The 25,380-nt window shown below is 72.3% G+C and carries 18 protein-coding genes; 9 read left to right on the plus strand and 9 right to left on the minus strand.

The window, feature by feature from the left end:
- Positions 1-121 precede the first annotated feature (121 nt).
- Complete coding sequence (locus WME79_RS25315; RefSeq protein ID WP_437519822.1) at positions 122-1,702, plus strand: aldehyde dehydrogenase family protein; 1,581 nt, start codon at positions 122-124, stop codon at positions 1,700-1,702.
- A 115-nt stretch (positions 1,703-1,817) separates the two neighbouring features.
- Here the strand turns inward: WME79_RS25315 and mgtE are convergent, their stop codons facing one another.
- Together mgtE and WME79_RS25325 are read right to left on the minus strand one after the other, a co-directional pair.
- Positions 1,818-3,131, minus strand: coding sequence for a magnesium transporter (mgtE, locus tag WME79_RS25320; protein ID WP_437519824.1), 1,314 nt, complete (start codon positions 3,129-3,131; stop codon positions 1,818-1,820).
- A gap of 573 nt (positions 3,132-3,704) precedes the next feature.
- The gene (locus tag WME79_RS25325) at positions 3,705-4,958 is read right to left on the minus strand and encodes an FAD-dependent monooxygenase (protein WP_437539943.1); all 1,254 of its coding nucleotides are present in this window, start codon (positions 4,956-4,958) and stop codon (positions 3,705-3,707) included.
- A gap of 89 nt (positions 4,959-5,047) precedes the next feature.
- On the opposite strand from WME79_RS25325, the gene WME79_RS25330 reads away from it, so the two are divergent.
- Entirely contained in the window at positions 5,048-5,593 is a 546-nt protein-coding gene (locus WME79_RS25330; RefSeq protein ID WP_437519826.1) for a TetR/AcrR family transcriptional regulator, read from the plus strand.
- Between the two features lie 321 nt (positions 5,594-5,914).
- Here the strand turns inward: WME79_RS25330 and lon are convergent, their stop codons facing one another.
- The 4 genes from lon to WME79_RS25350 all read right to left on the minus strand — a co-directional run bounded on the left by lon (position 5,915) and on the right by WME79_RS25350 (position 11,882).
- Positions 5,915-8,314, minus strand: a complete 2,400-nt coding sequence (gene lon / locus WME79_RS25335) for an endopeptidase La (RefSeq protein WP_437519828.1) — start codon at positions 8,312-8,314, stop codon at positions 5,915-5,917.
- Between the two features lie 235 nt (positions 8,315-8,549).
- On the minus strand, positions 8,550-10,355 hold the full coding sequence (locus WME79_RS25340; protein WP_437519830.1) for an LA_2272 family surface repeat-containing protein: 1,806 nt from the start codon (positions 10,353-10,355) through the stop codon (positions 8,550-8,552).
- A 49-nt stretch (positions 10,356-10,404) separates the two neighbouring features.
- Positions 10,405-11,283 carry a tetratricopeptide repeat protein gene (locus WME79_RS25345; protein WP_437519832.1) on the minus strand — a complete coding sequence of 293 codons (879 nt, stop codon included), beginning with the start codon at positions 11,281-11,283 and terminating at the stop codon, positions 10,405-10,407.
- The gene (locus WME79_RS25350) at positions 11,280-11,882 is read right to left on the minus strand and encodes an RNA polymerase sigma factor (protein ID WP_437519834.1); all 603 of its coding nucleotides are present in this window, start codon (positions 11,880-11,882) and stop codon (positions 11,280-11,282) included. The genes WME79_RS25345 and WME79_RS25350 overlap by 4 nt, the downstream gene beginning before the upstream one ends.
- A 519-nt stretch (positions 11,883-12,401) precedes the next feature.
- Here WME79_RS25350 and WME79_RS25355 point away from each other — a divergent pair.
- The gene (locus tag WME79_RS25355; RefSeq protein ID WP_437519836.1) at positions 12,402-12,890 is read left to right on the plus strand and encodes a hypothetical protein; all 489 of its coding nucleotides are present in this window, start codon (positions 12,402-12,404) and stop codon (positions 12,888-12,890) included.
- 161 nt (positions 12,891-13,051) lie between these two features.
- Here WME79_RS25355 and WME79_RS25360 read toward each other — a convergent pair whose 3' ends face one another.
- The gene (locus WME79_RS25360; protein WP_437519838.1) at positions 13,052-13,753 is read right to left on the minus strand and encodes a glutathione S-transferase family protein; all 702 of its coding nucleotides are present in this window, start codon (positions 13,751-13,753) and stop codon (positions 13,052-13,054) included.
- 18 nt (positions 13,754-13,771) lie between these two features.
- On the opposite strand from WME79_RS25360, the gene gcvA reads away from it, so the two are divergent.
- Complete coding sequence (gene gcvA, locus WME79_RS25365; protein ID WP_437519840.1) at positions 13,772-14,707, plus strand: transcriptional regulator GcvA; 936 nt, start codon at positions 13,772-13,774, stop codon at positions 14,705-14,707.
- A gap of 123 nt (positions 14,708-14,830) precedes the next feature.
- On the opposite strand, the gene WME79_RS25370 is transcribed toward gcvA, so the two are convergent.
- A complete protein-coding gene (locus WME79_RS25370; RefSeq protein WP_437519842.1) occupies positions 14,831-15,454 on the minus strand; it encodes a TetR/AcrR family transcriptional regulator in 624 nt (207 codons plus the stop codon).
- 303 nt (positions 15,455-15,757) lie between these two features.
- On the opposite strand from WME79_RS25370, the gene WME79_RS25375 reads away from it, so the two are divergent.
- On the plus strand, positions 15,758-17,245 hold the full coding sequence (locus tag WME79_RS25375) for a serine/threonine-protein kinase (RefSeq protein WP_437519844.1): 1,488 nt from the start codon (positions 15,758-15,760) through the stop codon (positions 17,243-17,245).
- Positions 17,246-17,255: 10 nt separating this feature from the next.
- Positions 17,256-18,356 (plus strand): hypothetical protein, encoded by a 1,101-nt coding sequence (locus WME79_RS25380; RefSeq protein ID WP_437519845.1) that lies wholly within the window; start codon positions 17,256-17,258, stop codon positions 18,354-18,356.
- Between the two features lie 78 nt (positions 18,357-18,434).
- On the opposite strand, the gene WME79_RS25385 is transcribed toward WME79_RS25380, so the two are convergent.
- The gene (locus WME79_RS25385; RefSeq protein WP_437519847.1) at positions 18,435-19,955 is read right to left on the minus strand and encodes a PQQ-dependent sugar dehydrogenase; all 1,521 of its coding nucleotides are present in this window, start codon (positions 19,953-19,955) and stop codon (positions 18,435-18,437) included.
- Between the two features lie 253 nt (positions 19,956-20,208).
- On the opposite strand from WME79_RS25385, the gene WME79_RS25390 reads away from it, so the two are divergent.
- The 3 genes from WME79_RS25390 (at position 20,209) to nrfD (ending at position 25,379) form a co-directional block, all read left to right on the plus strand.
- Positions 20,209-20,859 carry a cytochrome c3 family protein gene (locus tag WME79_RS25390; RefSeq protein ID WP_437519849.1) on the plus strand — a complete coding sequence of 217 codons (651 nt, stop codon included), beginning with the start codon at positions 20,209-20,211 and terminating at the stop codon, positions 20,857-20,859.
- A gap of 153 nt (positions 20,860-21,012) precedes the next feature.
- Positions 21,013-24,036: a TAT-variant-translocated molybdopterin oxidoreductase gene (locus WME79_RS25395; protein WP_437519851.1), complete on the plus strand. Its 3,024-nt coding sequence runs from the start codon at positions 21,013-21,015 to the stop codon at positions 24,034-24,036.
- The gene (gene nrfD, locus WME79_RS25400; RefSeq protein WP_437519853.1) at positions 24,033-25,379 is read left to right on the plus strand and encodes an NrfD/PsrC family molybdoenzyme membrane anchor subunit; all 1,347 of its coding nucleotides are present in this window, start codon (positions 24,033-24,035) and stop codon (positions 25,377-25,379) included. The genes WME79_RS25395 and nrfD overlap by 4 nt, the downstream gene beginning before the upstream one ends.
- The last annotated feature ends 1 nt before the right edge of the window (position 25,380 follow it).

Consider the following 25,380-nt stretch of genomic DNA (forward strand, 5'->3'; position numbering starts at 1 on the left):
GGAAACAGCGCAAATGCTCATTTGCTGTACCTTCTCGGGAAGGGTAGGGTCCCGGCGTCGAGCAGCGAGCCACGGAGGCCATCCGGCAGCGACGCGGGCTCGACAGGCGGAGGGATCGAACATGGGTCAGGTGGTGAGCGAACGCCCGATGGGGGGCAACGGCAGCGGTCCTGGTATGAACGGGCACGGGGGCGCGGCGATCCGCAGCTACGCGCCCGCGACCGGGGAGCTCCTTGGAGAGGCCCCGAACACCAGCGCCGAGGAGGTGCGTGCCGCGGTCGCCCGGGCGCGGCGCGCGCAGGAGGCGTGGGGCGCGCTGCCCGTGGAGGAGCGCTGCCAGCGCGTCCTTCGCTTCCGCGACGCCATCGTCGATCGGACGGACGAGATCGTCGATCTGCTCTCGCGCGAGTGCGGCAAGCCGCGCCACGAGGCGCTGCTGCACGAGGTCCTGGTCGCGGCCGACATGGCGACGTACTTCGCGCAGGTCGCCCCGAAGGCGCTCGAGCCGCACGAGATCAAGCTCCACCTCTTCAAGCACCGGCGCAGCTGGGTCCATTACGTCCCCCGCGGCGTGGTCGGCGTGATCTCGCCGTGGAACTTCCCGTTCCAGCTCGCGCTGCGCGACGTGCTCGCGGCGATCGTCGCCGGCAACGCCGCCGTGCTCAAGCCGAGCGAGGTGACGCCGCTCATCGCGCTGAAGCAGAAGGAGATCTGGGACGGCGCGGGGATGCCCGAGGATCTCTTCCAGGTCGTCACCGGTTACGGGCCGACCGGCGCGGCGCTCATCGACAGCGGCATCCAGATGCTCCTGTTCACCGGCAGCGTCGGCACCGGAAGGAAGGTCGCCGCCGCCTGCGGCGAGCGCCTCATCCCGTGCGTGATGGAGCTCGGCGGCAAGGCGCCGCTCATCGCCTGCGCGGACGCGGACATCGAGCGCACGGCGCAGGCGATCGTCTTCGGCGGCTTCGCGAACGCCGGGCAGGTGTGCGTCGCGGTGGAGCGGGTCTATGCGCACCGCGAGATCCACGACCGCCTGCTCGAGCGGACCGTCGAGATCACGAAGGGGCTGAACCAGGGTGATCCGGGCAAGGAGTTCGTCGACGTGGGGGCGATCATCTTCCCGCCGCAGATCGACGTCGCCGAGCGGCACATCAAGGATGCGGTCGACAAGGGGGCGAGCGTGAAGGCCGGCGGCAAGCGCGCGCCGGGGCAGGGCCAGTTCTTCGAGCCGACGATCCTCGCCGGCTGCGATCATGCGATGACGGTGATGACCGAGGAGATCTTCGGGCCGGTCGTGCCGTTCATGCAGGTCGCGACCGAGGAGGAGGCGATCCGCCTCGCGAACGAGTCGCACCTCGGCCTCAACGCCTATGTCTTCTCGGAGGACACCGATCACGCCCGCCGGCTCGCCGAGCGCCTGCAGGCCGGCAGCGTGCTGGTGAACGACGTGCTCATGAACGGCGCCCTCCCCGACGCGCCGTTCGGCGGCGTCAAGCAGAGCGGCTTCGGCCGGGTGATGGGCGAGGACGGGCTCCGGCAGATGTGCGACGTCAAGCACATCAACGCGGACCGCATCGCGCTGGGGTCGAAGGACCCGACCTGGTTCCCCTACACCGCGTCGTCGTACAGCTGGTTCAAGCGAGGCATGCGCGCGCTCTTCTCGAGCGGCAGCTTCCTGCGGCGCATCGGGGAGCTCTTCTAGGGCGCCGCGCTGCCGGCGGCGCGGCGGGCCGGGCGCGCCTTGTCGCTCACGAGGATCTGCCGCGGGCCCTGGAGGAGCTGGCCCGCGGGCAAGGCGGATGAGCTTCTCCGCGGCGTCACAGCAGGCTCCCCTGGAGGACGATCTGCGCGACGTTGAAGTAGATCATGAGCCCGGAGACGTCGACGAGGGTCGCGACGAACGGCGCGGATGCGCTGGCCGGGTCGAATCCTAGCCGGCGGATCACGAAGGGCAGCATCGCGCCGGCGAGCGTCCCCCAGGCGACGATGCCGACCAGGCTCGCCGCGACGGTGACGGCCACCTCGATGTAATGCTCCCCGTACGTGTGGAAGAGCGCCTGCCACACGAGGATGCGAATCATGCCGATCGTGGCGAGGATGAGGCCGAGCGAGAGGCCGGCGGTGAGCTCGCGGCGGACGATGCTCCACCAGTCCTTGATCGTGACCTCGCCGAGCGCCATCGCGCGGATGATCAGCGTCGTCGCCTGAGACCCGGAGTTGCCGCCGCTCGAGATGATGAGCGGCACGAAGAGCGCGAGCACGACCGCCCTCGCGATCTCGTCCTCGTAATGTCCCATCGCGCTCGCGGTCAGCATCTCGCCGAGGAAGAGCGCCGAGAGCCAGCCGGCGCGCTTCTTCACCAGGGCGACCATGCCGGTCTGCATGTAGGGCGTGTCGAGCGCCTCCATGCCGCCGAGCTTCTGGATGTCCTCGGTCGCCGCGCTCTGGACGACGTCGACGATGTCGTCGACGGTCACGATGCCCTTCATCCGGCCCTCGGCGTCGACGACCGGGATCGCGTTGAGGTCATGGCGCGCGATGACGCGCGCGACCGCCTCCTGGTCCAGCGTATCGGGCACCGAGATGATGTCCCGCCGCATGACCTCGCAAAGAGCCTTGTCGCTGCGCGCGGTGATGAGGTCCCGAAAGGACACCACGCCCAGGAGCCGCTGCTCCTGGTCGAGCACGTACGCGTAGTAGATGGTCTCGAGCTTCTCCTGGGCCTGCCGCCGGAGGTACCCGATGGCCTCGCCGACCCTCATGTCGGGCCGCAGCCGCGCGAACCGCGGGCTCATGAGCCCGCCGGCCGCGTCCTCGGCGTACGCCATGAGCGCCGCGACCTCGCGCCGCGTCGGCTCGTCCAGCGTCTCCAGGAGCGAGGCGCGGACTTCCTGCGGAACGAGCTGGATCACGTCCGCGGCGTCGTCGGGCGCGAGCAGCCGCATCCAGAGCCTCCGCTCACCGGCCTTCATCGCACGGAGGACGGCCGCCTGCTCCTGCTCCGAGAGGCCGAGAAAGAAGCTGTGCGCCTCGCCCCGATCGAGGTGCTCGACGCCTTCAGCGCGCTCCTCGGGGGACAGCACCGCCCAGATCTCGCCGAGCTCAACGGCGGTAAGACGGTCGTCGGACATGGATCACCTCCACGACGAGGTAGCGGGCGGGCAACGCTGGATTGAGGATGCCGAGGCGCGCGACCTGGGGTCCCGCTGCAACACGATGCCTCGGCGCGCCGAGCATCTACCGGCGAGCTCGGCATGCGCAACCTGGATTTTTCGGCTCAGATCAAACCGGTGCATCTCCCCTCAAACCGGCGCAGGCTCGGCAGGCCTGGACATCTCAGGCCTGCGCCCCCGGCAGCTCGACGCGTATCGGTGAACGGTCCCACAAGACAACGGGAGCGCCGGCGGGGGGCTGTGCGCGGCGGCGCGCGGGTGGGCGCGGCGAGCACCGAACGAGGTGCCATAAGGTCCCAGCTGGCTCTACGTCCCAGGCGCGCCTTGTGTGGCGCGCGACGAGACGTCTCAGAAGGCATGGCCCGAAGTGAGACATGCCGGGCGGTGTTCTCAGCGCAAGCTCCCCCGTCCCCGTCTTGGCGGATGGCCGAGCGCCCGCCCGCGCGCCGCCGCGCACAGCCCCCCGCCGGCGCGGCGGCTCGGCTCGGCTCAGCTCGACGCCGCGGAGCGGCGCACCAGGATCCGCCAACATCACAGCCTGTCCGCGAAGACAGCCGACTGGCGGACCGCCGTCGGCGCGCGCGCGTATTCCTTGAGCGCGATCGAGTCGTGCAGCCGGACCCCGTGGCTGCTCAGCTTGGCCAGCGCGCGCGACACCCCGCGCGGCACCACGCTGACCAGGCGGCCAACCTGCGCCAGCGCCCACAGCTCGAACTGGCTGCCCGGGACCAGGCGCCTGGCGGCGTTCAGCGCGAACACCCGGCTGCGGCGCACGTAGTCGGCCAGCTTGCGCTCGCAGGCCTGGAACGCGCGCGCGTGGTCGCCGCCGGCCGCGGCCAGCTCGCCGGCGAGGATATAGGCGCCGACCACCGCGAGGCTGGTGCTGCCACCGACCGCCGGCCCCGGCGAATAGCCGGCATCACCCGTCAGCGTGACGCGCCCGCGTGACCACGAGTCCATGCGCAGCTGCGTGATCGAGTCGAAGTAGAACGCCGGGGTCCGATCGAGCTCGCCCATCAGCCGCGGCACCTCCCAGCCGGCCCCGGCGAACGCCTCGCGCAGCAACTGCTTCTGCCGCGCGACGTCCCGGTGGTGGACATCGAGCTCCCGAGGGCTGCGGAACAGGAACACCGCGCGCGCGTCGTCGATCGTGTGCGAGCCGTAGATCGCCGCCATCCGCCCGACCCCGCCGAGCACGATCGCGTGGTCGTGCAGCTGCCAATCGTTGGGGATCGAGATCACCGCGAGGTAAGCGCCGATGAAGCGGGCGAACTGCCGCTCCTCGCCGAACACCAGCCGCCGCACGTTCGAGTGCAGCCCGTCGGCGCCGATCACCAGATCGAAGCGCCGCGGCGCGCCGCGCTCGAACGTCACGTCGACCCCGGCCTTATCCTCGGCGAGCGACGCGATCGAGTCGCCGAACACGTACTCGACGTCGCCCCGGGTCGCGTCGTGGAGGATCTCGCTGAGATCGTCGCGCATGATCTCGACGTGGCGGTCGGACACCGCGTGCATCAACCGTCCGACGTCGATGTCGACCTGCCCCTGCACCCCCTCGCGCAGCAGCGTCATGCGCTCGGTGCCGGTCTTCTTGGCCTCGACCCGCGCCAGCACACCCATCCGCTCGATGATGTCCATCGCTGGCCGAAACAGGTCGACCGCGTGGCCGCCCGTCTTGCGCAGCGTCGGCGCGCGCTCCACCACCGTGGGCCGAAACCCGTGCCGCTTGAGCCAGTAGGCCAGCACCGGACCGGCGATGCTGGCCCCCGAAATGAGGATCTCCATGAGCCCCTCCTTACTTACCGATAGGTAAGCACGCGGCCCCGCCTCGCACAAGGCTTACCGAACGGTAAGTAAGCGGCTACGCTGCGCGGGTGCCCCGAGCCCGGCCCTCCGACACCAAGGCGCGAATCCAGGCGGTGGCGCGCGAGCTGTTCGCGCGCCAGGGAGTCCAGCGGACCAGCCTGCGCGAGATCGCCGATCACCTCGGCATCACCAAGCCCGCGCTCTACTACCACTTCGACTCGCGCGAATCGCTGGTCGCCAGCATCGTCGAACCGCTGCTCGCGGAGATGGACACGTTCGTCGCCGAGCGCGAGGGCGGCCCGCAGCCTGACCCGCGCGTCCTGCTCGCCGACTACTTCGATCTCCTGCACCGCCACCGTGACACCCTCACGATGGTGGTCCGCGACCTCGCCACGCTCGCCTACCTCGACCTTGGCATGCGCATGATCGAGTGGCGCCGCCGCCTGATGCGCCTTCTCATCGGTCCCCGCCCCTCCCTCGCCGCCCGCGCCCGCGCCGTGGTCGCCATCGGCGGCCTCTCCGACTGCGTCATCGAGTTCACCGACGTACCGATGGAGAAGGTCAAGTCGCTCGCCGTCGAAGCCGCCCTCGCCGCGCTCGCGCCGACGTCATGAACCGGCGCCCTTCGACCGGTTCCCCCAATTCCCCCAAAACCACGTGAGCGCCGGCGGGGGGCTGTGCGCGGCGGCGCGCGGGTGGGCGCGGCGAGCACCGAACGAGGTGCCATAACCTCTCAGGAGGCTCCACGTCCCAGGCGCGCCTTGTGTGGCGCGCGACGGAACGTCTCAGAAGGCATGGCCCGAAGTGAGACATGCCGGGCGGTGGTTCATGCGCAAGCTCCCCCGCCCCCGTCTTGGCGGATGGCCGAGCGCCCACCCGCGCGCCGCCGCGCACAGCCCCCCGCCGGCGCGGCGGCTCGGCTCAGCCCCTCTCCGCTACGCGGCCGCCGCCGGCTCTCCAGCCGCCGCCCCCGCCGCGCCGCCCGTGCCCGCGGCCTCGATAGGCGCCTCCTCCAGCGCCGCCGCGATCACCTGGCTCATGTCCTCGACGAAGATGAGCTCCAGCTTGGCCCGCACCTCCTTCGGGATCTCCTCGGCGTCGCGCGCGTTCTTCTGCGGCAGGATGACCCGCGTGATCCCGGCGCGGTGCGCCGCGAGCACCTTGGACTTGATCCCGCCGACCGGCAGCACCCGCCCGCGCAGCGTGCACTCGCCCGTCATCGCCGTGTCCGAGCGCACCCGCCTCCCGGAGAGGAGCGACGTCAGCGCCGTGAACATCGTCACGCCCGCGGACGGCCCGTCCTTGGGCACGCCGCCCGCAGGGACGTGGATGTGCAGGTCCTCCGCCTCGAGCTTCGCCGTGTCGACGCCGAGCTCGACCGCGTGGCTGCGCACGTAGGTGAGCGCCGCCTTCGCCGACTCCTTCATCACGTCGCCGAGCTGGCCCGTGATCTCGACCCTCCCCTTCCCCGGCATCCGCGACGTCTCGATGAACAGGATGTCCCCGCCCACCGGCGTCCAGGCGAGCCCGGTCGCAACACCAGCGACGCTCGTCCGCTCCGCCACGTCGCTGAAGAACCGGACCTTGCCAAGGTACGTCCCGAGATCGCCCGCCTCGACCACCACCCGCGGCGCCTTGCCGTCCGCCGCGCGCGCGATCTCCAGCGCCACCGCCCGGCAGAGCTTCTTGATCTCGCGGCCGAGCTGCCGCACCCCGGCCTCGCGCGTGTAGTCGCGCACGATCGCCGCGAGCGCCTCGTCCGTGATCGACAGCGACCCCGGGTCGATCGCGTGCTCCTTGAGCTGCTTCGGGACGAGGTGCGACCGCGCGATCGCGATCTTCTCGTCCGGCGTGTAGCCGGACAGCTCGATGACCTCGAGCCGGTCCCGGAGCGGCGCCGAGAGCGCGCCGAGATCGTTCACCGTGCAGAGGAAGACGACCTCCGACAGATCGAACGGGAGCTCCAGGTAGTGGTCGACGAACGTCCGGTTCTGCTCCGGATCGAGCACCTCCAGCAGCGCCGCCTCGGGCGAGCCCCGCCACCCCGCGCCGAGCTTGTCGACCTCGTCGAGGAGCACGATCGGGTTCTTCACCTTGGCCTTCTTCAGCGCGTGCACGATCCGGCCGGGCAGCGCGCCGACGTACGTCCTCCGGTGGCCGCGCAGCTCCGCCTCGTCGTGCACGCCGCCGAGCGAGATGCGCACGAACGGGCGGCCCGTGGCGTCGGCGATCGACTGGCCGAGCGAGGTCTTGCCCACGCCGGGCGGGCCCGCGAAGCACAGGATCGTCGCGCGCGCCTTCCCGGTCAGCTTGAGCACCGCCATGTGCTCCAGGATGCGGCGCTTCACGTCGTCGAGGCCGCGGTGATCCTCGTCGAGCTTCGCCTTCACGGCGTCGAGGTCGTCCTTCACCTCCGCCCTCGCGCTCCACGGCAGGTCCGCGATCCACTCGAGGTACGTGCGGATCACGTTGTGCTCCGCGCTCTGCGGGCCGACCGACTCGAGCCGGCGGAGCTCCCGATCGGCGACCGCGCGCGCCTCCTCGGAGAGCTCGGCCTCGTCGAGGCGCCGCCGGAGGGCCGACAGCTCGTCCTCGCCCTCCTCGCCGCCCGCGAGCTCCTTCTGGATGGCCCGGAGCTGCTCGCGGAGGATCGCCTCGCGCTGGCCCTTGCCGAGCTCGCGCCGCACGTCGCCGTCGATCTTCTTCTTCAGGTCCGCCAGCGCGGACGCCTCGGCGAGCAGGCCGGCGACCCGCTGGAGCCGCGGCACCACGCGGAGCTCGGAGAGCACCTCCATCTCCTTCTCGGTGGGCAGGCCGAGCGCGCCGGCGACCTGATCCGCGAAGACGCCCGGCTCCGCCCGGCTCGTCGCGGCGATCTCGGCGAGGTTCGTCCCCGTCTTCGGGCCGACCTCGCGGGCGCGCTCGCGCAGCGACGCCGCGAGCAGGCGCGCCTCCTCGGCGTCGCCGAGGAACTCAGGCGCGAGGGTGCCCTCGGCCCGCCACGTCGGCTCGCTCTCGACCAGGGCCGAGAGCGCGAAGCGATCGAGCCCCTCGATCACCAGCCGGTAGCCGTTCGAGACGCGCGAGATGTCGACGACCCGGGCAAACGTGCCGATGTCGTGGAGGTCCTCGCGCCGCGGATCCTCGCGCTTCGGATCGCGCTGCGCGATGACGCCGATCACGTCGCCGGCGTGGACGGCGTTGAGCAGCGCCACCGAGCGGGGGCGCCCGACCGGGAGCGTGAGCACGGTGCCGGGAAAGAGGACGCCGGTGCGGAGCGGGAGCAGGGGAAAGGGAGAACGAGGCGCGCTGGCGCCGCTGCGAAGCTGGCTCATGCGAACTCCTGTGGCAGCGGTCGGCTCGCGCCATCCCTGCCGGATCGGTGGAAGGTTCGGTGGACTGCGTGGACAGCGCGCCGCGCCTCCGCCCGTCAGGGCAGCGCGGCGCGCGGATGGGCTCACGTAGACCGCCGCGAGCAACCGCTCGGGCGAGCTCCATGAATCGATGAACGAAAAGTAAATTCGTTCACGCGCCCGTCAACCCGCCCCCCCGGCGAGCGCGACGGCTGGATCAGAACGCCTGTACGCCGAGCACGAGGCCAGGCCAGACGCGCTCGGTGCTGCTGGCGCCGTCGGAGCCGAGGGAGGCGCTGCCGTAGGGGCTCAGCTGGGCGTCCTTCGGGGTGTCGCTGAACGAGACGTTGAAGCTGGGGCCCCCGAAGATCGCGAGCTCCGGGAAGAGGCGGAAGCCGAGGAGCGCGCGCGCCTGCGCGAGCGTGGCCGCGGACTCGAGCGTCGAGGGCTCGTGGAGCGTGTACCCGAGCACGTCGAGGTCGACATAGACGCGCTGGTGGATGGAGACGCGGCCGCCCAGGCCGAGCGCGGAGACCAGGAGAGGGCGGTTGCCGATCGTGCGAAGGCCGATCCCGTAGATGTTGTGGAAGTGGTCGCTCCCGTGCTTGACGCCGGCCACCACGATGCCGGACTCGAGCCCCCAGACGTCCACGTGCAGGCGGCCCTTGCGGATGAAGTTGAACAACCCGAGCGAGAACGGCGAGTCGTCGGCGTAGTTGACGAGGCCTATCTGAGCGCCCCCCACCTTGCCGGTGGCGACGTTGAGGAGCCCGATCTGCACGTCCGTCGACTCGCCCGCGGCCACGTTGGTCAGGCCGGCCTGCAGGTCGACCGACCCGCCGGCGGCGACGTTGACCAGGCTGAGCTGCACGTCCGTCGCCTCGCCCACGGCGACGTTGGCCACGCCGATCTGAACGTCGGTCGCCTTGCTCACCGCGACGTTGGCCACGCCGACCTGAAGATCCATCGACGCTCCCACGGCGAGGTTGGCCACGCCCACCTGGGCGCCGTCGACCTGGCCGGCGGCGTTGAGCACGCCGACCTGCGCGCCCGCGACCGGGCCGATGGCGGCGTTGACCGCGCCGATCTGCGCGCCCTGGAGCGAGCCGACGAGGTTGACGCCGCTCGTGACCTGCACGCCGCGCGCCGGACCGAACACGAGGTTGGCCGCGGTCGAGAGCTGCGCCCCGCACAGGAACGACGAGGAGATGCTGGCGCCCGCGCTGAGCTCGATGCCCGTGGTGCCCGCCGTGTACCCGGCGATGAGGCTCAGCGAGTAGTGGCGGACCACGTTCGTGCCGGTGGAGGTCGAGGAGCCGACGAGGGGGAGGACGTCGGCGCCGAAGAGGACGGTCGTCGCGCCGGGGGACACGCACCGAGGCGGCTCCGGTGGCGCGGGGGCGGGGCGCGCGTCCTTCGCGGGGCGCGCGGCGCGGGGAGGCGGCGCCGGCCTGCCGGCGGCGGGCGGCGCGGGGGGCGCCGCGGGCGCTGGCTGCGCCGCCGCCGGCGCCTCGGGCGGGCGCTTGCCGAGCGCCGCGGCGAGCTCCGCGGCCTCGTCCCGGACGAGGTTGCCCGCGAGCAAGGCGATCGCCTCGGCGGCGCGGTCGGGATCCTGGGGGACGTCGATGGTGCGCTCGATGCGGCGGCCGTCCGCGGCGCTGTGGCTCAGCGTGACGCGGCCGTCGGGCTCGCCGCGGAGGACGAGCGTGGAGCGCCCGGCGGTCGCCGCGCGGGCCAGCGTGACGTCGGCGCCGAGCTCGCGCCCGATGGCGGCGCGCACCGCGTCGGGATCGAGCGTCCACGGCGCGCCGTCGACGACGAGATCGACGCCCGCGGCGCTCGGCTCCTCGGCGAGGGCACGCGCGGGAGGCGCGATGACCGCGGCGAGGGCGCCCGCGGCCGCGAGCGTGTGCAGAAGGAGGACGCCCGCGCGGAGGCCTGCGCCGCGCGCGGACGTCTTCCGATCGCGGCGCGGCGAGCCCCGCGGCGGCGCGGGGAGAGGTGCGAGGGCGGGTGTGTTCATCGACCGTGCTGTGCCCGCTCGCAGCGCGTTCGTTCACGCGCCGCGACGTTCACTCGTCCGCGCTTCCCATCGCCTCGAGCAGCGAGCGCGACTCGGTCTGCCGGTAGCCACCGAAGGTGCCCTGCGCGAACGGCTCGAGCGCTCGCCTCGCCTCGTCCGTGCGGCCGAGGCGCACCAGGCAGAGGGCGCGGTTGTACTGGGCCTCCACGGCGAAGCGGCCGCGCGGGGCGGCGGCCAGGTACGCGTTCCATGCGTCGAGCGCGGCCGTCGGGTTGCGCTCGACGAAGTGCGCGCGGTGCGCCGCCTGATAGAGCGCGTCCGCGTCGGGGCCGGCCGGCGGGCGCCCGACGGCCTGCGGATCACCCGCAGCCGGCCGCGGCGCGGTCGGCTGGCGCGCGGCGCTCGGCGCGACGGCCGCGACCGGGCGCGAGGCCGACCGGACCGGCGCGACCGCCAGCACCTGCGCGCGCGGCGGCGCAGGGGCGATCGGGGGCTCCGCGATCGGCGCAGGCAGCGGCGGCGGCTCCGGCGCGACCGCCTCCGCGCTCGCCTCGGCCGCCGGCGGCGCGGGCGCCTCGACCTCCGGCGGTGCGGGCGCCTCGGCCGCGTGCCGCGGCCCGGACAGCGCGCGCTGCGGCGGCGGCGCGGGCGGCATGGTGGGCGCCTCGGAGACGCGCAGCCCGAGCCGCGACGCGACGTCGTCCCAGCCGCCGGGGAACCAGCGCGCGGCCGAGGCCCACGCGACCGATCCGACGAGCACGGCGGCCAGCGGGACCACCACGCGGACCATCGCGAGGCGGCGGGCGCGCTGGGCCTTCAGGCTCCTCATCACGCGGGCGCGCGTCTCGTCGCGGCGGCCGCGCGACCCGTCTGCCTCTGCGCGCAGCGCTCGCGCGGCATCGCGGAGCACGTCGTCCTTCTCCTTCACGGCGCCCTCTCTTCCAGCAGCGTCCGGAGCTTCTGCTTGGCGTGGAACAGCCGCGTGCGCACGGTGGCCTCGGGCACGCCCGTGATCTCGGACGCCTCTCGCGCGCTGCGCTCCTCGACCTCGCAGAGCACGAACGCCACGCGCTGCGCCGTCGGCAGCGCGTCGAGGGCGCGGTTCAGGGCCTGGGCGAGCGCGGCGCGGCCGGCTTCCCGCTCGGGGCTCGACGCGTGGTCCTCGTCCGGCTCCAGGGCGAGCCGCTCCATGGCCGCGCGGCGCCGCGCCGCCGAGCGGAGGTGGTGGCGGGCATGATTGACCGCGATCGCGATAAGGAACGTCTTGAGCGACGAGCCGCCGCGGAACCGCTGCGCGGCCTGCGGCAGGCTGATGAAGACGTCGTGGGCCAGGTCCTCGGCGGACGCGTCGTCGCCGGTGAGGCGGCGGGCGAACCCGCGCACCGCGCCGTAGTGCCTGTCGTACGCCTCCCCGACCGCCGCGGCATCCCCGCGCCGCAGCCGCTCTACGAGGTCCTCTTCCTCGTCCTGCGCGCGCTCGGCGCCGCGGGAGAAGAAGAACGGCATGAGGAGCGCCATGGTCTTCATCGGGCGCCACCTCTCCCCGGCGCGCGGGGGCTCGTCGGCGTCGGGCGGCTCTGCGCCCGGAAAACCCGCTGCTCGCTCCGTCCCATCTCGGTCCATCCCTGCGCCATCATCGTTACACCCGAACGCGCTCGGCGGCGTCGCCCGTTTGCCATCAACAAGCGTCGGAGAGCCCGGGTCGACATGAGGCACACCCCGTCGTGCCCGGCGTGGAAGAGAGCGTTCATGGTCGGCGCGTCGGTTTCGTGCCCGGAGGGGTCCGGAACGTTCAACCCCGGTCCACAAAATCGACCGCCGGGGTCCGGACGGCTGAAATCGACGGGCAAGGGGCGCGATCGACCGCCGGGGTCCATCCCGCCGCCCGGGAGCTCCGGACCGGCGGCCGTCGAGATCGTGCGCAGGCGCGCGACCCGTTGAACGGAGCGCGCAGCAGCGGGCACGCAGCTCCGAGTGGGCAGAGGGCGCCGCGCCGACGAGCCGCGCCGCTGCCCTGGATCCATCGCTGATCAGGAGTGATGACACATGAGCATGCGCACGGCCTTCGAGTGGGGTCTCGGTCTCTCTTTGTCCTTCTTCTCGATGACGACGGTCGGTTGTTACATCGAGACTGGCGAGGACTGCGACTGGGACGATGACTGTATCGACGCACCCGACGCTCCCGACTTCGAGCGCCCGGATCCGGACGAGGACACCGAGGAACCCGACGGTGAGGACGGTGCGAGCAGCAGCGGCGGCGAAAGCAGCGCGAGCAGCGGCGGCGAGAGCAGCGCGAGCGGCGGCGGCGAGAGCTCACCAGTCCCGGGCGCCTGCGAGGCGGCGTGCGACTGCCCGAGCGGCGATGCGTGTGTCGAAGGGACCTGCAAGACGCCGTGCGCGGCCTCGTGCGAGTGCCCCGAGGGCGAGTCGTGCGAGGGTGGCTATTGCGCGCCCCCGCCGGAGCCGGCCATCTCCTGCGAGGCGAACTGCGACTGCCCGAGCGGCAGCGAGTGCGTCGAGGGCGTCTGCATCTGAGCCGCGGGGCGCTCCCCGGGCGCGCAGAGCCCTGAGCTCGAAGCGCGCCCCATCGTGCGTCTCGTCAAGTTGCGCGCTCCCCTCCCCACAGCCCCGCTCCTGACCGCCGAATTGGTGAATTCTGCGAAGCGGGGCAATGAGCGCAGCGGGGGAGCCCAGGCTCACCGCGACGGGATGAGCCGCTCGAGCCGGGAGATGTACCCCGGCAGCTCCGCCGCCAGCGCTCCAGGCAGCGCCCGGTCCGCTTCGAACAACATCGCCAGGTTGCCGTAAAGCGCCGCGTCCGCGAGGCTCGGGGCCTCGCCGAACAGGAACGGCGCTCGCTTCAGCGTCCGGACGGTCGGCGCGAGCAGGGTTTTCGCGCGCTCGAGCAGCGCCGGGGTGTCGCGCTCCCACTGCTCGATACAGCCGGCGCCGAACTTGCGCTCCTTGATCAGCGTGTACAGGGCGCGCTGACCCGGCCGCTCCCAGGCGTCGCGGATGCGCGGCGACGCGACTCGAAACAGCACGTCCTCGAGCGGTCCGTCGCAGAAGTCCGCGTACGCCCAGACCGGGCCCTCGAGGACGTCCAACGTCAAGCGCCGGGCGGCAGGGTCCTCGAGCAGGAGCTCGCAGATCCGCCGCGACTCGACCGTCACCCGGCCGTCGTCGCCGACGAGCACGGGCACGTAGATATAGCCGCCGGTCACGCGGGCCAGCTCGTCGCGATCATCGTACGGCACCTCGACCAGCTCGTACGGGCGACCCAGCAGGTCGAGCAGCATCTGAACTTTGCGGGCGAACGGGCTATATCGGAGTCGGTAGAGCTTCATGGCTCCCGGGATACCCCGGCGCACCAGGACGAGCGAACGAATGTTTTCCATGAACCATGAGAAATTCTCATGACCAGCCCCGCCCCGGGGGATCGCCCTCCGCCGCTGCCGTCCCTCACCGCCCTGCAGGCGTTCGAGGCCGCGGCGCGCCATTCGAGCGTCACCCACGCAGCGCGCGAGCTGGGCGTGACCCAGACAGCCGTCAGCCACCAGATCCGCGCCCTCGAGGACACGCTGGAGACGGCGCTGTTTCGGCGCTCGCCCCACGGCATCAGCCTGACGGAGGACGGCGAGCGCTGGGCTGCGGAGCTGGGCGTCGTGTTCGCCAGGCTGCGTGAGGCGAACGCCCGCCTGCGGCGGCCCGCCGTGGACGCGCGGCCCGCCGTATCGGTCAGCGTCACGCCGTCGTTCGGGGCGCGCTGGCTCGTGCCGCGGCTCGGGCAGTTCCTTGTGAGCCACCCGGAGGTGGACGTGCGCATCTCCGCCACCGAACGCCTCGTCGATCTCGCGAGAGAGCCGGTGGACATCGGCATTCGTTATGGCCTCGGCAGCTACCCGGGCCTGGTCACCGTCAAGCTGGCGGACGACGCCCTGATCGTGGCCGCCGCGCCGAGCGTCGCGAGCAAGCGCGCGCGCTGGCGCGTCGAGGACCTGAGCCACGAGGTGTTGCTCGGGGACGACCACCCCGACGCCTGGGGCCGCTGGTTTCGCGAGCGCTCGCGCCGCCTGCCGGCCCGGGTGCGCCAGACCCAGCTCACCGACTCGTCGATGCTGGTGGACGCGGCGGTGCGTGGTCAGGGGGTGGCGCTCGTGCGCTGGTCGCTCGCGGCCGCCGAGCTCGAGCTCGGCCGCCTGGTGCTGCTCTTTCCCAGGCTCCCGGCGCTGCCGACGGGCCTCGCCTACTACCTCGTGAGCACGCGCGCGAGCCTGCGGCGAAAGCCGGTGGCCGCCTTCAGGGACTGGGGCGTATCCGAGGCCGCGAGCCTGCGCAGGCCCGGCGGCTGAGCCGCCGCCGCCCGCCCGCGTCGCACGATCCCTCCCCTCCGAGGAGAACGGCTCTCCATCGATGCGTGAGGGCCGCCGCCGACAGGCAAGGTGGCCCGCGAGCGGGGATGTGACGGCGCGGCGTCAGCCCCCCGGCTTGCGGACAGGCCCGCGGCCGACGAGGCCGTAAAGGACGATCCGGTGGACCGCGGACAGCATGGACTCGACCTCTTCGCGGGAGCCCTGGAACAGCCACGGAGGAGCGAAGCTCGCATAGGCGCGCAGGAGGGCGCGCGCCGTGAGCTCAGGGTCGGCGGCGTCGAGCTCGCCGGCGCAGGCGCCGCGCGCGACGAGATCGCGGAGGAGCGCCCGCTCCTCGTCGAGGAAGCGGGCGTGCGCGGCCTTCACCGCGCGGCTCTGGCAATGCACGAGATCGCACGCGTGCGCGCCCGAGCCGGCGAGCTCCAGGAAAGCGCGCGCGCGGGCGTCGAACACCGCCCGCAGCCGGTCGCAAAAGGGCACGTCGTCCCCGGCCGCGGCGGCGCGCATCGCGGCCATGACGGCGCGGTGCTCGCCCTGGGAGAGCTCCTCGACGATGGCGTCCTTCGAGGCGAACTCCAGGTACACGGCGCCGACCGCGATCTCGGCCTCGCGCGCGATATCGGCGACGGTGGTCTTGGCAGGCCCGTACCGGCGGAGGAGCCGCTCTGTCGCCTCGAGGATCCGCTGGCGCCGCTCACTGGCGCCGCCGGGGTAACCGTGCTCCATGAGGTGAGCGATGTTCTCCCGGATTCACGGCCGGGGGAAGCGTCCTGGCGGTCGGCCGGGAGGGACCGTGGGGACGCCACGGCGCGCGGGCACGGGTGCGGTGGCGCGTTGGCACGGGCGCAGCGGCGCGCTGGCGATGGCACGAACCCGACGGCGCGCGGGCCGCGCCGGCGCGACGGAGCCCAGCCCCGAGATTGATTGCCGTCCGTCCGGCGGCTATCGTGGGCTGGCTTTGCACCGGATTTTCCGCGAAGATCGCGCTGTTCACGGGATCCGCGGTCCGGCGCGCGAAGGGACCGAGCCATGACGACCACCGCGCCGACACACGACGAAGCCGAAGGGCTGGTGCGACCGGGGCAGGTCATCGCCGAGAAGTACCGCGTCGAGCGGGTGATCGGCGCCGGCGGCATGGGCGTCGTCGTCGCCGCGACCCACCTCCAGCTGGAGGAGCGGGTCGCGATCAAGCTGCTCCTGCCCGAGGCGGCGAAGTCCCGCACGCTCGCCGAGCGCTTCGTGCGCGAGGCGCGCGCCGCGGTGAAGGTCAAAAGCGAGCACGTGGCGCGCGTGACGGACGTCGGGACGCTCGACTCCGGCACGCCGTACATGGTGATGGAGTACCTGTCGGGCAGCGACCTCGCCGACGCGCTCCGCGCGGGCGGACCGATGACCCCGCAGGCGGCCGTCGAGTACGTCCTCCAGGCCTGCGAGGCGCTCGCCGAGGCGCACGCCGCGGGCATCATCCACCGCGACCTCAAGCCCGCGAACCTGTTCCTCACGCGGCGCGCGGACAGCTCCCCGTGCGTGAAGGTGCTCGACTTCGGGATCTCGAAGGTGGTGAGCGGCGGCTCCGACCCGCGGATCACCGACACGAAGGCCATCATGGGGTCGCCGCTCTACATGTCGCCCGAGCAGCTCAAGTCCTCGCGCGACGTCGATGCGCGCACCGACATCTGGTCGCTCGGCGTCATCCTGTTCGAGCTGCTCACCGGCGCGCCGCCGTTCGACGGCGCGACGATGCCGCAGCTCTGCGTGGCGATCATGCAGGGGATCCCGAGCCCCCTCGCCGCGTTCCGCTCCGACGTGCCCCCAGCGCTCGAGGCGGTGATCCGCAAGTGCCTGGAGAAGCTGCCGGAGCAGCGGTTCCGCCACGTCGGGGAGCTGGCCGAGGCGCTCGCGCCGTTCGCGACCGGGCGGGCCCGGCTCTCCATCGACCGGATCAGCGGGATCTCGCGGAGCTCGGGGCCCCCGCGGCCGGAGCTCCCTTCGGCGAGCGGGGTGACCTCGCCGACCGTGGTGAACACGTCGCTGAACACCTCGCCGACGTGGAGCGGGACGGTCGTGACGCGAAAGCGGCCGGTGGGGCTCGCCGTCGCGGCCGGCGCCGGCGTGTCGCTGATCGCCGCGGTGGCGGTCTTCGCGTTCCTGACGTCCCGCTCACGCGGCGACGGCGCAGCGACCGAGCCATCCGCCAGCGCCTCGGCCGCGCCGTCGCCGGCGGACGCCGCGGCACAGCCGCCGACCGCGCCCGCGTCGCTCTCGCCGACCGTCACGCCCGGCAGCGCCGAGGCCCCCGCGCCGGCGGATCCCGCGCCAGCGGACGACCGCACGGCGGCGCCGGGCCCGGCCGAGATCCCCCCCGCGGCGCCAGCCAGCGCCAAGCCCGCGGCGCCGCGCCGGCCGAGCACTTCACCGCGCCCCGCGGCCGCGACGCAGCAGGCTCCGGCCACCCGGCCGCCCGCCGCCCCGGCCGCTGCGCCGCCCGGCGGCAACCTGTTCGACGATCGCAAGTGAGGACACCACCATGACGAGCCTGCCCGTGCAGCACCTCGGGCGCCTGCTGGCGCTCGCGATGTTCCTTGCCGCCCTCCTCTCGGGCGGCCGCGACGCGAGGGCCGATACGGCGGCCGCGCAGGCCCTGTTCGACGCGGCCAAGCAGCTGATGGCCCAAGGCAAATACGCCGACGCGTGCCCCAAGCTCGAGGAGAGCCAGCGGCTCGACCCAGGCATCGGCACGCAGTTCAACCTCGCGGCCTGCTACGAGCAGCTCGGCCGGACGGCGAGCGCCTGGTCGATGTTCCTCGAGGTGGCCGGCGCTTCGAAGGCCGCCGGCCAGCTGGAGCGCGAGAAGGTCGCGCGGCAGCGCGCCGCCGCGCTCGAGCCGCGGCTCATCCGGCTGACGATCACGGCGCCGGCCGACGCCCCGGCCGACCTCCAGGTGAAGCGCGACGGCGCCCTCGTGGGCCGCGCGCAGTGGGGCACGCCGGTGCCCGTGGATCCCGGGAAGCACACGGTCGAGGCCTCCGCCGCCGGCCGAGCGCCGTTCGCGAGGTCCGTGGAGCTCACCCGGGCGGGCGCCTCGGAGACGCTGGCCGTCCCGCCGCTGCCCGCGGGCGCGCCGGCGCGCGACGCCGCGCTCCCGCCGAGCGGCCCCCCCGCGCCTGCGGGCGCCGCCGCGCCCCCGCCGAGCAGCGCCCTGGCGCCAGCGGGCGCCGCCGCGCCGCGAGCGAGCGGCGCCCCGGTCGCCGCGTATGCGCCGCCCCCCCCGGCTGCGCCGCTGACCAAGCGCCGCAGCAAGGGGATGATGGTCACAGGCATCGTCCTGACGAGCCTCGGCACCGTCGCCGTCCTGGGCGGGGGCCTGGTGATCGCCTCCACCACCTCGTGCTCCGGCGACAGCTGCGGGTACGACAGCTCCAGCGTCTACGAGGAAGAGGACACGGATGGCGCCGGGGTCGGGCTCGTCGTCAGCGGGCTCATCCTCGCCGGCGTCGGCATCCCGCTCGCCATCATCGGCGGCCGCAAAGTGCCAGTGCAGCCCGAGAAGCAGGCCGCCTCCGCGCCGGCGCCGCCGCCCGAGCTCGTCATCGGCCCGCGCTACGCCGGGCTCCGCTGGTCCATGTGAGCGCCTGCACAGCGCTGCGCCAGCCCGGCGCGCGCGGCGCTGCGCCGGCGCGGCGCGCAGCGAGGGGGCCGTGAGCGCTCACTCCGGATCGATGCGGTACACGGTACCGCCGAGATCGACCACGTAGACCTCGCCAGCGCCGTCCTGCCCGAAGCTGGATATGCTGAAGCCGAACGATCCGAGGTCGTCCGTTCGGTCGACGGGCGCGGAGGCCACCCCGCCCTCGTAGGTGAGCGTCCAGATCCTGCCGCTGCAGTAATCACCGTAGAAGTAGCTCCCCCGGAGCCACGGGATCTTGCTGCCCCGGTAGACGTAGCCGCCGGTGACCGAGCAATCCTCGATGACCCGCCCGGCGTGGCCGTACTCGACGGCAGGGAGCGTGATGGTCCCGTCGAGATCGCAGCTCTCCGCGGGAATGAAGCAGTGCGCGCCCTCCATCCGGCGCCAGCCGTAGTTCTTCCGTCCCTGCCCGGCCGGCTCGATATCGATCTCTTCCCAGAGGCGCTGGCCGACGTCCGCGATGTAGAGATCGCCTGTACACGCGTCGAAGCTGAAGCGGTACGGGTTCCGCAGGCCATAGTCCCAGATCTCGGGCAGGACGCCTTCGCCCGTCATGTTCCCTTCCGGGATGCTGTACGGGTGTGTCGAGACGTCGAGGCGAAGGATCTTCCCGAGCAGCGTCGTGAGCGCCTGGCCATTGCCGATGTCCGCATGGTTGGGGCCGGCGTCGTTGTTGTCCCCGCCGTCGCCGAGCCCGAGATAGAGGAAGCCGTCGATCGGGCTGAACTCGAGCGAACCGCCGTTGTGGTTCCGATGCAGATCCACGACCTCGAGGTACGTGGCCACCGGGTCTGGACTGGCCACGTCCGGTCGCTCTCCCCGCGCGAACTCGACCACACGCGCGTTGCCGCCCGTCGCCTTGTCCGTGTAGTGGACGAAGAAGCGACCGCTGTCCTCGTAATCCGGGTGGAAGGCGAGCCCGAGGAGGCCGCGCTCACCGTTGTCATTGAACAGGACGCGATCCCGGATATCGAGAAACACCCTGGGCTCCACCGCTCCATCGTCGAGGACGAGGATCTGACCAGGCTGCGTCAGGATGAAGAGCCGCGTGGGGTCGCCCGGCGCGGATTTCACGAGGAGCGGGTGATCGAGGCCGGAGACGAGCGTGGTGAGCTTCAGCGCGCCCTCGTCCTCGCTCGGCGGCGCGCAGCTGAATCCCTCAGCGGGCTCACCGCCGCCGCTCCCGCCAGCGGCGCTGCCGCTCCCGCCGCTGCCGCCAGCGCCGCTCGCGCCAGCCCCGCTGCCGCCAACCCCGCTCGCGCCAGCCCCGCTGCCGCCAGCGCCGCTCGCGCCAGCCCCGCCGCCGCCACCCCCGCTCGCGCCAGCCCCGCCGCCGCCACCCCCACTCGCGCCAGCCCCGCTGCCGCCACCCCCGCTCGCGCCCGCTCCGCCGGCTGCGACCGACGAGGCCCCGCCGGTCGTGCCGGGCGGCAGCGGAGAAATCGACTCCTCGCGCGAGCAGGCGATGAACGCGAGCTCGGCCGCCAGAGAAAGCGCGATGATCGGAACGGGCGACAGGGCAGAGCTCGACGGCCTCATGGCCGGACGATATCGTAGATCGAAGCCCAGGGCGGCGAAGATCCGGTGTTGGAGGCCCCCGCGCGCCCCGCGCACGATCGAGGGCGCCCGCCACGCGCGCACGCCGGACGGCGCCGCTGCGGGCCCACCTGACGCGCCTACGCCGGCGTTCGGGGCGTGGCGAGATCGCGAAACGAGCCCTGCGATCCACGCATCGATATCGATGGAGCTGGCCCCATCGCCGCACTTCGAGCGAGGCCGAGCACACGAGAGCATGGCATCCGTTTTTCCGCGCTGGAGCAACACCGCTTTCCGACTCGCCATCGCCGCCGTCTTCCTCGGCGGCGCGGCGGCCGTGTCAGCGCCGATGATCTACGTGCGCTCGGATTGGAACACCGGGCAGAACCTGCCCGTGCAGCAGCCGGTGCAGTTCGACCACAGGCACCACGTGCAGGACGACGCCATCGATTGCCGGTTCTGCCATCACTCGGTCGAGCGGGCGGCCACGGCGGGCATGCCGTCGACCGCGGACTGCATGGGCTGTCACAGCCAGGTCTGGAATCAGAGCCCCAAGCTCGAGCTCGTCCGGAACAGCTATTTCTCGGACACGCCGATCGTCTGGAACCGCGTCAACGACGTGCCCGACTTCGTCTATTTCAACCACGCGATCCACGTGAACAAGGGCGTCGGCTGCGTGACGTGCCACGGCCGCGTGGACCAGATGCCCGACGTCCGCCAGGCGACGCCGATGACGATGGGCTGGTGCCTCGGCTGCCACAGGGCGCCGGAGCGTCACCTCCGCCCGCTCTCCGCGATCGTGGACATGGACTGGGACCCCGGCCCCGACGCGGAGCGGATCGGCCGGCAGATCGCGCAGGAGGTCGGCGCGCGGAGCCTCGTCCACTGCTCGACCTGCCACAGGTGAGCGCGCAGGCGCAGCGCGAGTGGCAAACGAGGGATCCACGCGAGACACAAAGGGAGCCTGCGAGAGCACGCGAGACAGAGGGCCAACAGGCGGCGAACAGCGGAGCACCGCCACGGCGGCGGCGCCGATCCACCGATGACCTGAAGAGGGACGATGGCTGATCAGAGACAGACCCCGTGGAGCGCCGCGCTCGACGGCAAGACCGGTAAAGCGTACTGGCGCAGCCTGGCGGAGCTCCTCGAGTCACCGGAGCTCCGCGAGGCCGCGGCGCGGGAGCTCCCGGGGGGCGGCGGCGAGCCCGCCGCGGTGAGCCGGCGGAGCTGGCTCAAGCTCCTCGGCGCGAGCATGGCGCTCGCCGGCGTGTCCGGGTGCCGATCGAGGGCAGCGGACAAGATCGTCCCTTACGTGACGACGCCGCCCGAGGTGACGCCGGGCGTCCTCCGGTATTACGCCACCAGCCTCGAGCTCGATGGCTTCGCCACGGGCGTCCTCGTCGAGAGCCACGAAGGGCGGCCGACGAAGATCGAGGGCAACCCGGAGCACCCGGCGAGCCTCGGCTCGACCGGCGTCTACGAGCAGGCGTCGGTGCTCGGCCTGTACGATCAACACCGCGCGCGCGCGGCGCGGCGCGGCCAGGACCCGACGACGTGGCACGCGTTCGTCCAGCAGTTCGGGGGCGCGCGGAGCGACAGCGGCGCCGGGCTCCGGTTCGTCCTTCGGCCCACCGGCTCTCCGCTCCTCCTCGACCTCATCGGCCGCGTCCAGGCGCGTTATCCGGCCGCCCGGTTCACGTTCCACGCGCCCGCGAGGTCGGCGCACCCGGCGCGCGGGGCCGAGCTCGCCTTCGGCGCTCCGCTCCAGGCGCAGTACGACTTCCGGACGGCGGACGTCATCCTCGCGCTCGACGCCGACTTCCTCGCGTCGATGCCTTTCCACGCGCGGTATGCGCGCCAGTTCTCGGAGCGAAGGCGCCTCGGCTCGCCGACGGGCACCATGAACCGACTCTATGTGATCGAGCCCGGGCTGACCCCGACGGGGAGCATCGCCGATCACCGATTGCGCAAGCGGCCGAGCGACGTGGCGGCGATCGCCGCGGCGGTCGCCGCCGAGCTGCTCCTCACCGAGGGCGCGCGCCCAGGGTTCATCCCTCCCCAGGCGCTCGGCGCGCTCGAGCCGCTCCGGGCGCGGATCAGCGAGGCGGAGAGGCGCTTCGTCCGGGCGCTCGCGCGCGACCTCGCGCGCGGCGGCATCGCGAGCGTCGTCGTCGCGGGGGAGCGGCAGCCTCCGGCGGTGCACGCGCTCGCGCACCTCATGAACGCAGCGCTCCGCAACGACCGCGCGGCGTGGACCACCGCGGGGACCTTGATCACGGCCGGCGCCGCCGAGCAGGACCTCACGGCGCTCGCCGAGGAGATCCGCCGCGGCGCCGTCGACACCCTCGTGCTCCTCGAGAACAACGTGGCGTACACCGCGCCCGCGGATCTCGAGCTCGCGGCGCTGCTCCGCTCCGTCCCGAGCCGCGTCTACCTCGGTCTCTACGAGGACGAGACCGCCGCGGGCTGCGACTGGTTCGTGCCCGCCGCGCACGATCTCGAGGCCTGGGGGGACGCGCGCGCGTACGACGGCACGACCTCGCTGGTCCAGCCGCTCATCGAGCCGCTCTTCCAGGGCAAGACCGCCTCCGAGGTGCTGGCGGTGTTCGCGGGCGAGCCGCAGAAGAGCGCGCGAGAGCTCCTGCGCGACGCCTGGGCCGCGCGCCGCGGCGGCGCCGATTTCGACGCGTTCTGGGAGGACGCGCTCCGGCGCGGGCTCGTCGAGGGCACCGCGGCCCCGCGTGAGAATGCCTCGCTGCGGCTCGACGGCGTGATCGCGGCGCTCGCGAAGCTCGCGGCGGCGGCCCCGCCGCCGGCGGAGGCCATCGAGGTCGCCTTCTCGGTCGACGCCAGCGTCTATGACGGCCGGTTCGCCAACAACCCGTGGTTGCTCGAGCTGCCGGATCCCATCACCAAGCTCACCTGGGACAACGCCGCGCTGCTCAGCCCGGAGACCGCGAAGGCGCTCGGCGTCGAGAGCGAGGATGTCGTCGAACTCGAGCTCGGGGGGCGGAAGATATCGATACCGGTCCTCGTCGCGCCGGGGCACGCCGACAGGACGGTGTCGCTCAAGCTCGGTTACGGGCGGAGCGGCGCCGAGTCGATCGCCGCCGGGGTGGGGTCCGACGCGTACCGGCTCCGCACCGCGGCCGCGCCGTTCTTCGCGGCGGGCGTCTCGGTGACCAAGCGGCCCGACCAGAAGCACAAGCTCGCCCGGACGCAGTTGCACTGGAGCCTGGAGGGGCGCCCGGTCGCGCTCTCGGTCCCCCTCGCCGTCTACCGCGAGCACCCCGGCTTCACGGAGGCGCTGAAGGGGCCCCAGCCGTCCCTCATGCCCGCGGTTGCCCCCGGCCCGCTGAAGGAGCAATGGGCCATGTCGATCGATCTCACGATCTGCACCGGCTGCAGCGCGTGCGTCGTCGCGTGCCAGGCCGAGAACAACGTCCCTGTGGTCGGCAAGGAGGAGGTCCTCAACAGCCGTGAGATGCACTGGCTCCGCATCGACTCGTACGCATCGAACGACCCGCGCGACCCGGCCGTCGTCCATCAGCCCATGATGTGCCAGCACTGCGAGAAGGCGCCGTGCGAGTACGTGTGCCCCGTGAACGCGACGACGCACAGCCCCGACGGGCTCAACGAGATGACCTACAACCGCTGCGTCGGGACGCGGTTCTGCTCGAACAACTGCCCGTACAAGGTCCGCCGCTTCAACTGGTTCGATTACGGCGAGCTCCGCGGGTACAACACCGGGCTCTCGAGGCTCCAGCGCAACCCCGACGTGACCGTGCGGGAGCGCGGCGTCATGGAGAAGTGCACGTACTGCGTCCAGCGGATTCGCCGCGCGGAGATCGCCGCGCGGGTGGAAGACCGCCTGATCCGCCCGGGAGAGGTCGTCACCGCCTGCCAGCAGGCCTGTCCGACGCAGGCGATCCAGTTCGGCTCCCTCACGCACGAAGAGACAGCGATGGTGGCATGGCGGGGCGAGCCGCGGAGCTACGCGGTGCTCCACGAGCTGGGCACCCGACCGAGGACCATGTACCTCGCGCGCATCAACAACAAGAACCCGGAGATCGAAGAGCCGTGACGGAGCCTCTCCTCCTCGGGCGACCCACCGACGAGGCGCTCTCCGAAGAGCTCCTGTCGGTCGTCTGGAAGCCGCGATCCAGGCTGTGGTGGGCGGCGTTCACCCTCACCGGCGCCGGGACGGTCCTGCTCGCGATCTCCATCCTCTACACCATCACCACCGGCATCGGGGTCTGGGGGAACAACATCCCGGTGGGCTGGGCGTTCGGGATCATCAACTTCGTGTTCTGGGTCGGCATCGGCCACGCGGGGACGTTCATCTCCGCCATCCTGCTGCTCCTGGAGCAGCGCTGGCGCACGAGCATCAACCGGTTCGCCGAGGCGATGACCCTCTTCGCCGTCATGCAGGCGGGCCTCTATCCGCTCCTGCACCTCGGCCGGCCGTGGTTCGCCTACTGGCTCGTCCCCTACCCCTCGACGCTGAAGACCTGGCCCCAGTTCAAGAGCGCGCTCCCGTGGGACGCGGCGGCCATCTTCACGTACTTCACGGTCTCTCTCGTCTTCTGGTACGTCGGGCTCGTCCCCGACTTCGCGTCGCTCCGCGACCGCGCCCCCGACCGCCGCCGCCGGATCATCTACGGTGTCCTGTCGCTCGGCTGGCGCGGCTCCGCGTCTTCGTACCGCCACTACCGGCTCCTCTACGGGCTGCTCGCCGGGCTCGCGACGCCGCTCGTGCTCTCGGTGCACTCGATCGTGAGCACCGATTTCGCCATGGCGCTCGTGCCGGGCTGGCACGCGACGATCTTCCCCCCGTTCTTCGTCGCCGGGGCCATCTTCTCCGGCTTCGCGATGGTGCTGACGCTGCTCATCCCGGCGCGTCGGATCTTCCACCTCGGGAACGTCGTCACCCAGCGGCACATCGACAACCTGAGCAAGATGACGCTCGTCACCGCCTGGATCGTCATCTACTCGTACATCATCGAGCTCTTCGCCGCCTGGTACAGCGCATCGGAGGCCGAGATCTACCAGTTCTTCGTCGCGCGCCCCACGGGACCGAACGCCGCTGTCTTCTGGGCGCAGATGATCTGCAACGTGCTCGTCCCCCAGCTGCTCTGGTTCCCGAAGGTGCGGAGGAACATGATCGTGCTCTGGATCATCTCGATCCTCGTGAACGTCGGGATGTGGTCCGAGCGGTTCGTGATCATCGTCCTGTCGCTGCAGCGCGAGTTCATCCCGTCGGCGTGGCACGCCTACCACCCGACGTGGGTCGATATCTCGATGTTCGCCGGGACGATCAGCTTCTTCCTGCTGCTCTTCCTGATCTTCCTCCGCCTCTTCCCCTTCGTGCCGGTGGCCGAGGTCAAGGAGCTGAACCACGAGCTCCGCCACAAGGAGAAGCACTGAG

It is taken from the genome of Sorangium sp. So ce726, from assembly GCF_051521405.1.
Classification (GTDB): domain Bacteria; phylum Myxococcota_A; class Polyangia; order Polyangiales; family Polyangiaceae; genus Sorangium.

Excerpts from the sequence above, each read along its gene's own strand:
- WME79_RS25315 (WP_437519822.1), top strand. The coding sequence starts at position 122 with ATGGGTCAGGTGGTGAGCGAACGCCCGATGGGGGGCAACGGCAGCGGT.
- mgtE (WP_437519824.1), bottom strand. The coding sequence starts at position 3,131 with ATGTCCGACGACCGTCTTACCGCCGTTGAGCTCGGCGAGATCTGGGCG.
- WME79_RS25325 (WP_437539943.1), bottom strand. The coding sequence starts at position 4,958 with ATGGAGATCCTCATTTCGGGGGCCAGCATCGCCGGTCCGGTGCTGGCC.
- lon (WP_437519828.1), bottom strand. The coding sequence starts at position 8,314 with ATGAGCCAGCTTCGCAGCGGCGCCAGCGCGCCTCGTTCTCCCTTTCCC.
- WME79_RS25340 (WP_437519830.1), bottom strand. The coding sequence starts at position 10,355 with ATGAACACACCCGCCCTCGCACCTCTCCCCGCGCCGCCGCGGGGCTCG.
- WME79_RS25350 (WP_437519834.1), bottom strand. The coding sequence starts at position 11,882 with ATGAAGACCATGGCGCTCCTCATGCCGTTCTTCTTCTCCCGCGGCGCC.
- WME79_RS25355 (WP_437519836.1), top strand. The coding sequence starts at position 12,402 with ATGAGCATGCGCACGGCCTTCGAGTGGGGTCTCGGTCTCTCTTTGTCC.
- WME79_RS25360 (WP_437519838.1), bottom strand. The coding sequence starts at position 13,753 with ATGGAAAACATTCGTTCGCTCGTCCTGGTGCGCCGGGGTATCCCGGGA.
- gcvA (WP_437519840.1), top strand. The coding sequence starts at position 13,772 with ATGACCAGCCCCGCCCCGGGGGATCGCCCTCCGCCGCTGCCGTCCCTC.
- WME79_RS25370 (WP_437519842.1), bottom strand. The coding sequence starts at position 15,454 with ATGGAGCACGGTTACCCCGGCGGCGCCAGTGAGCGGCGCCAGCGGATC.
- WME79_RS25375 (WP_437519844.1), top strand. The coding sequence starts at position 15,758 with ATGACGACCACCGCGCCGACACACGACGAAGCCGAAGGGCTGGTGCGA.
- WME79_RS25380 (WP_437519845.1), top strand. The coding sequence starts at position 17,256 with ATGACGAGCCTGCCCGTGCAGCACCTCGGGCGCCTGCTGGCGCTCGCG.
- WME79_RS25385 (WP_437519847.1), bottom strand. The coding sequence starts at position 19,955 with ATGAGGCCGTCGAGCTCTGCCCTGTCGCCCGTTCCGATCATCGCGCTT.
- WME79_RS25390 (WP_437519849.1), top strand. The coding sequence starts at position 20,209 with ATGGCATCCGTTTTTCCGCGCTGGAGCAACACCGCTTTCCGACTCGCC.
- WME79_RS25395 (WP_437519851.1), top strand. The coding sequence starts at position 21,013 with ATGGCTGATCAGAGACAGACCCCGTGGAGCGCCGCGCTCGACGGCAAG.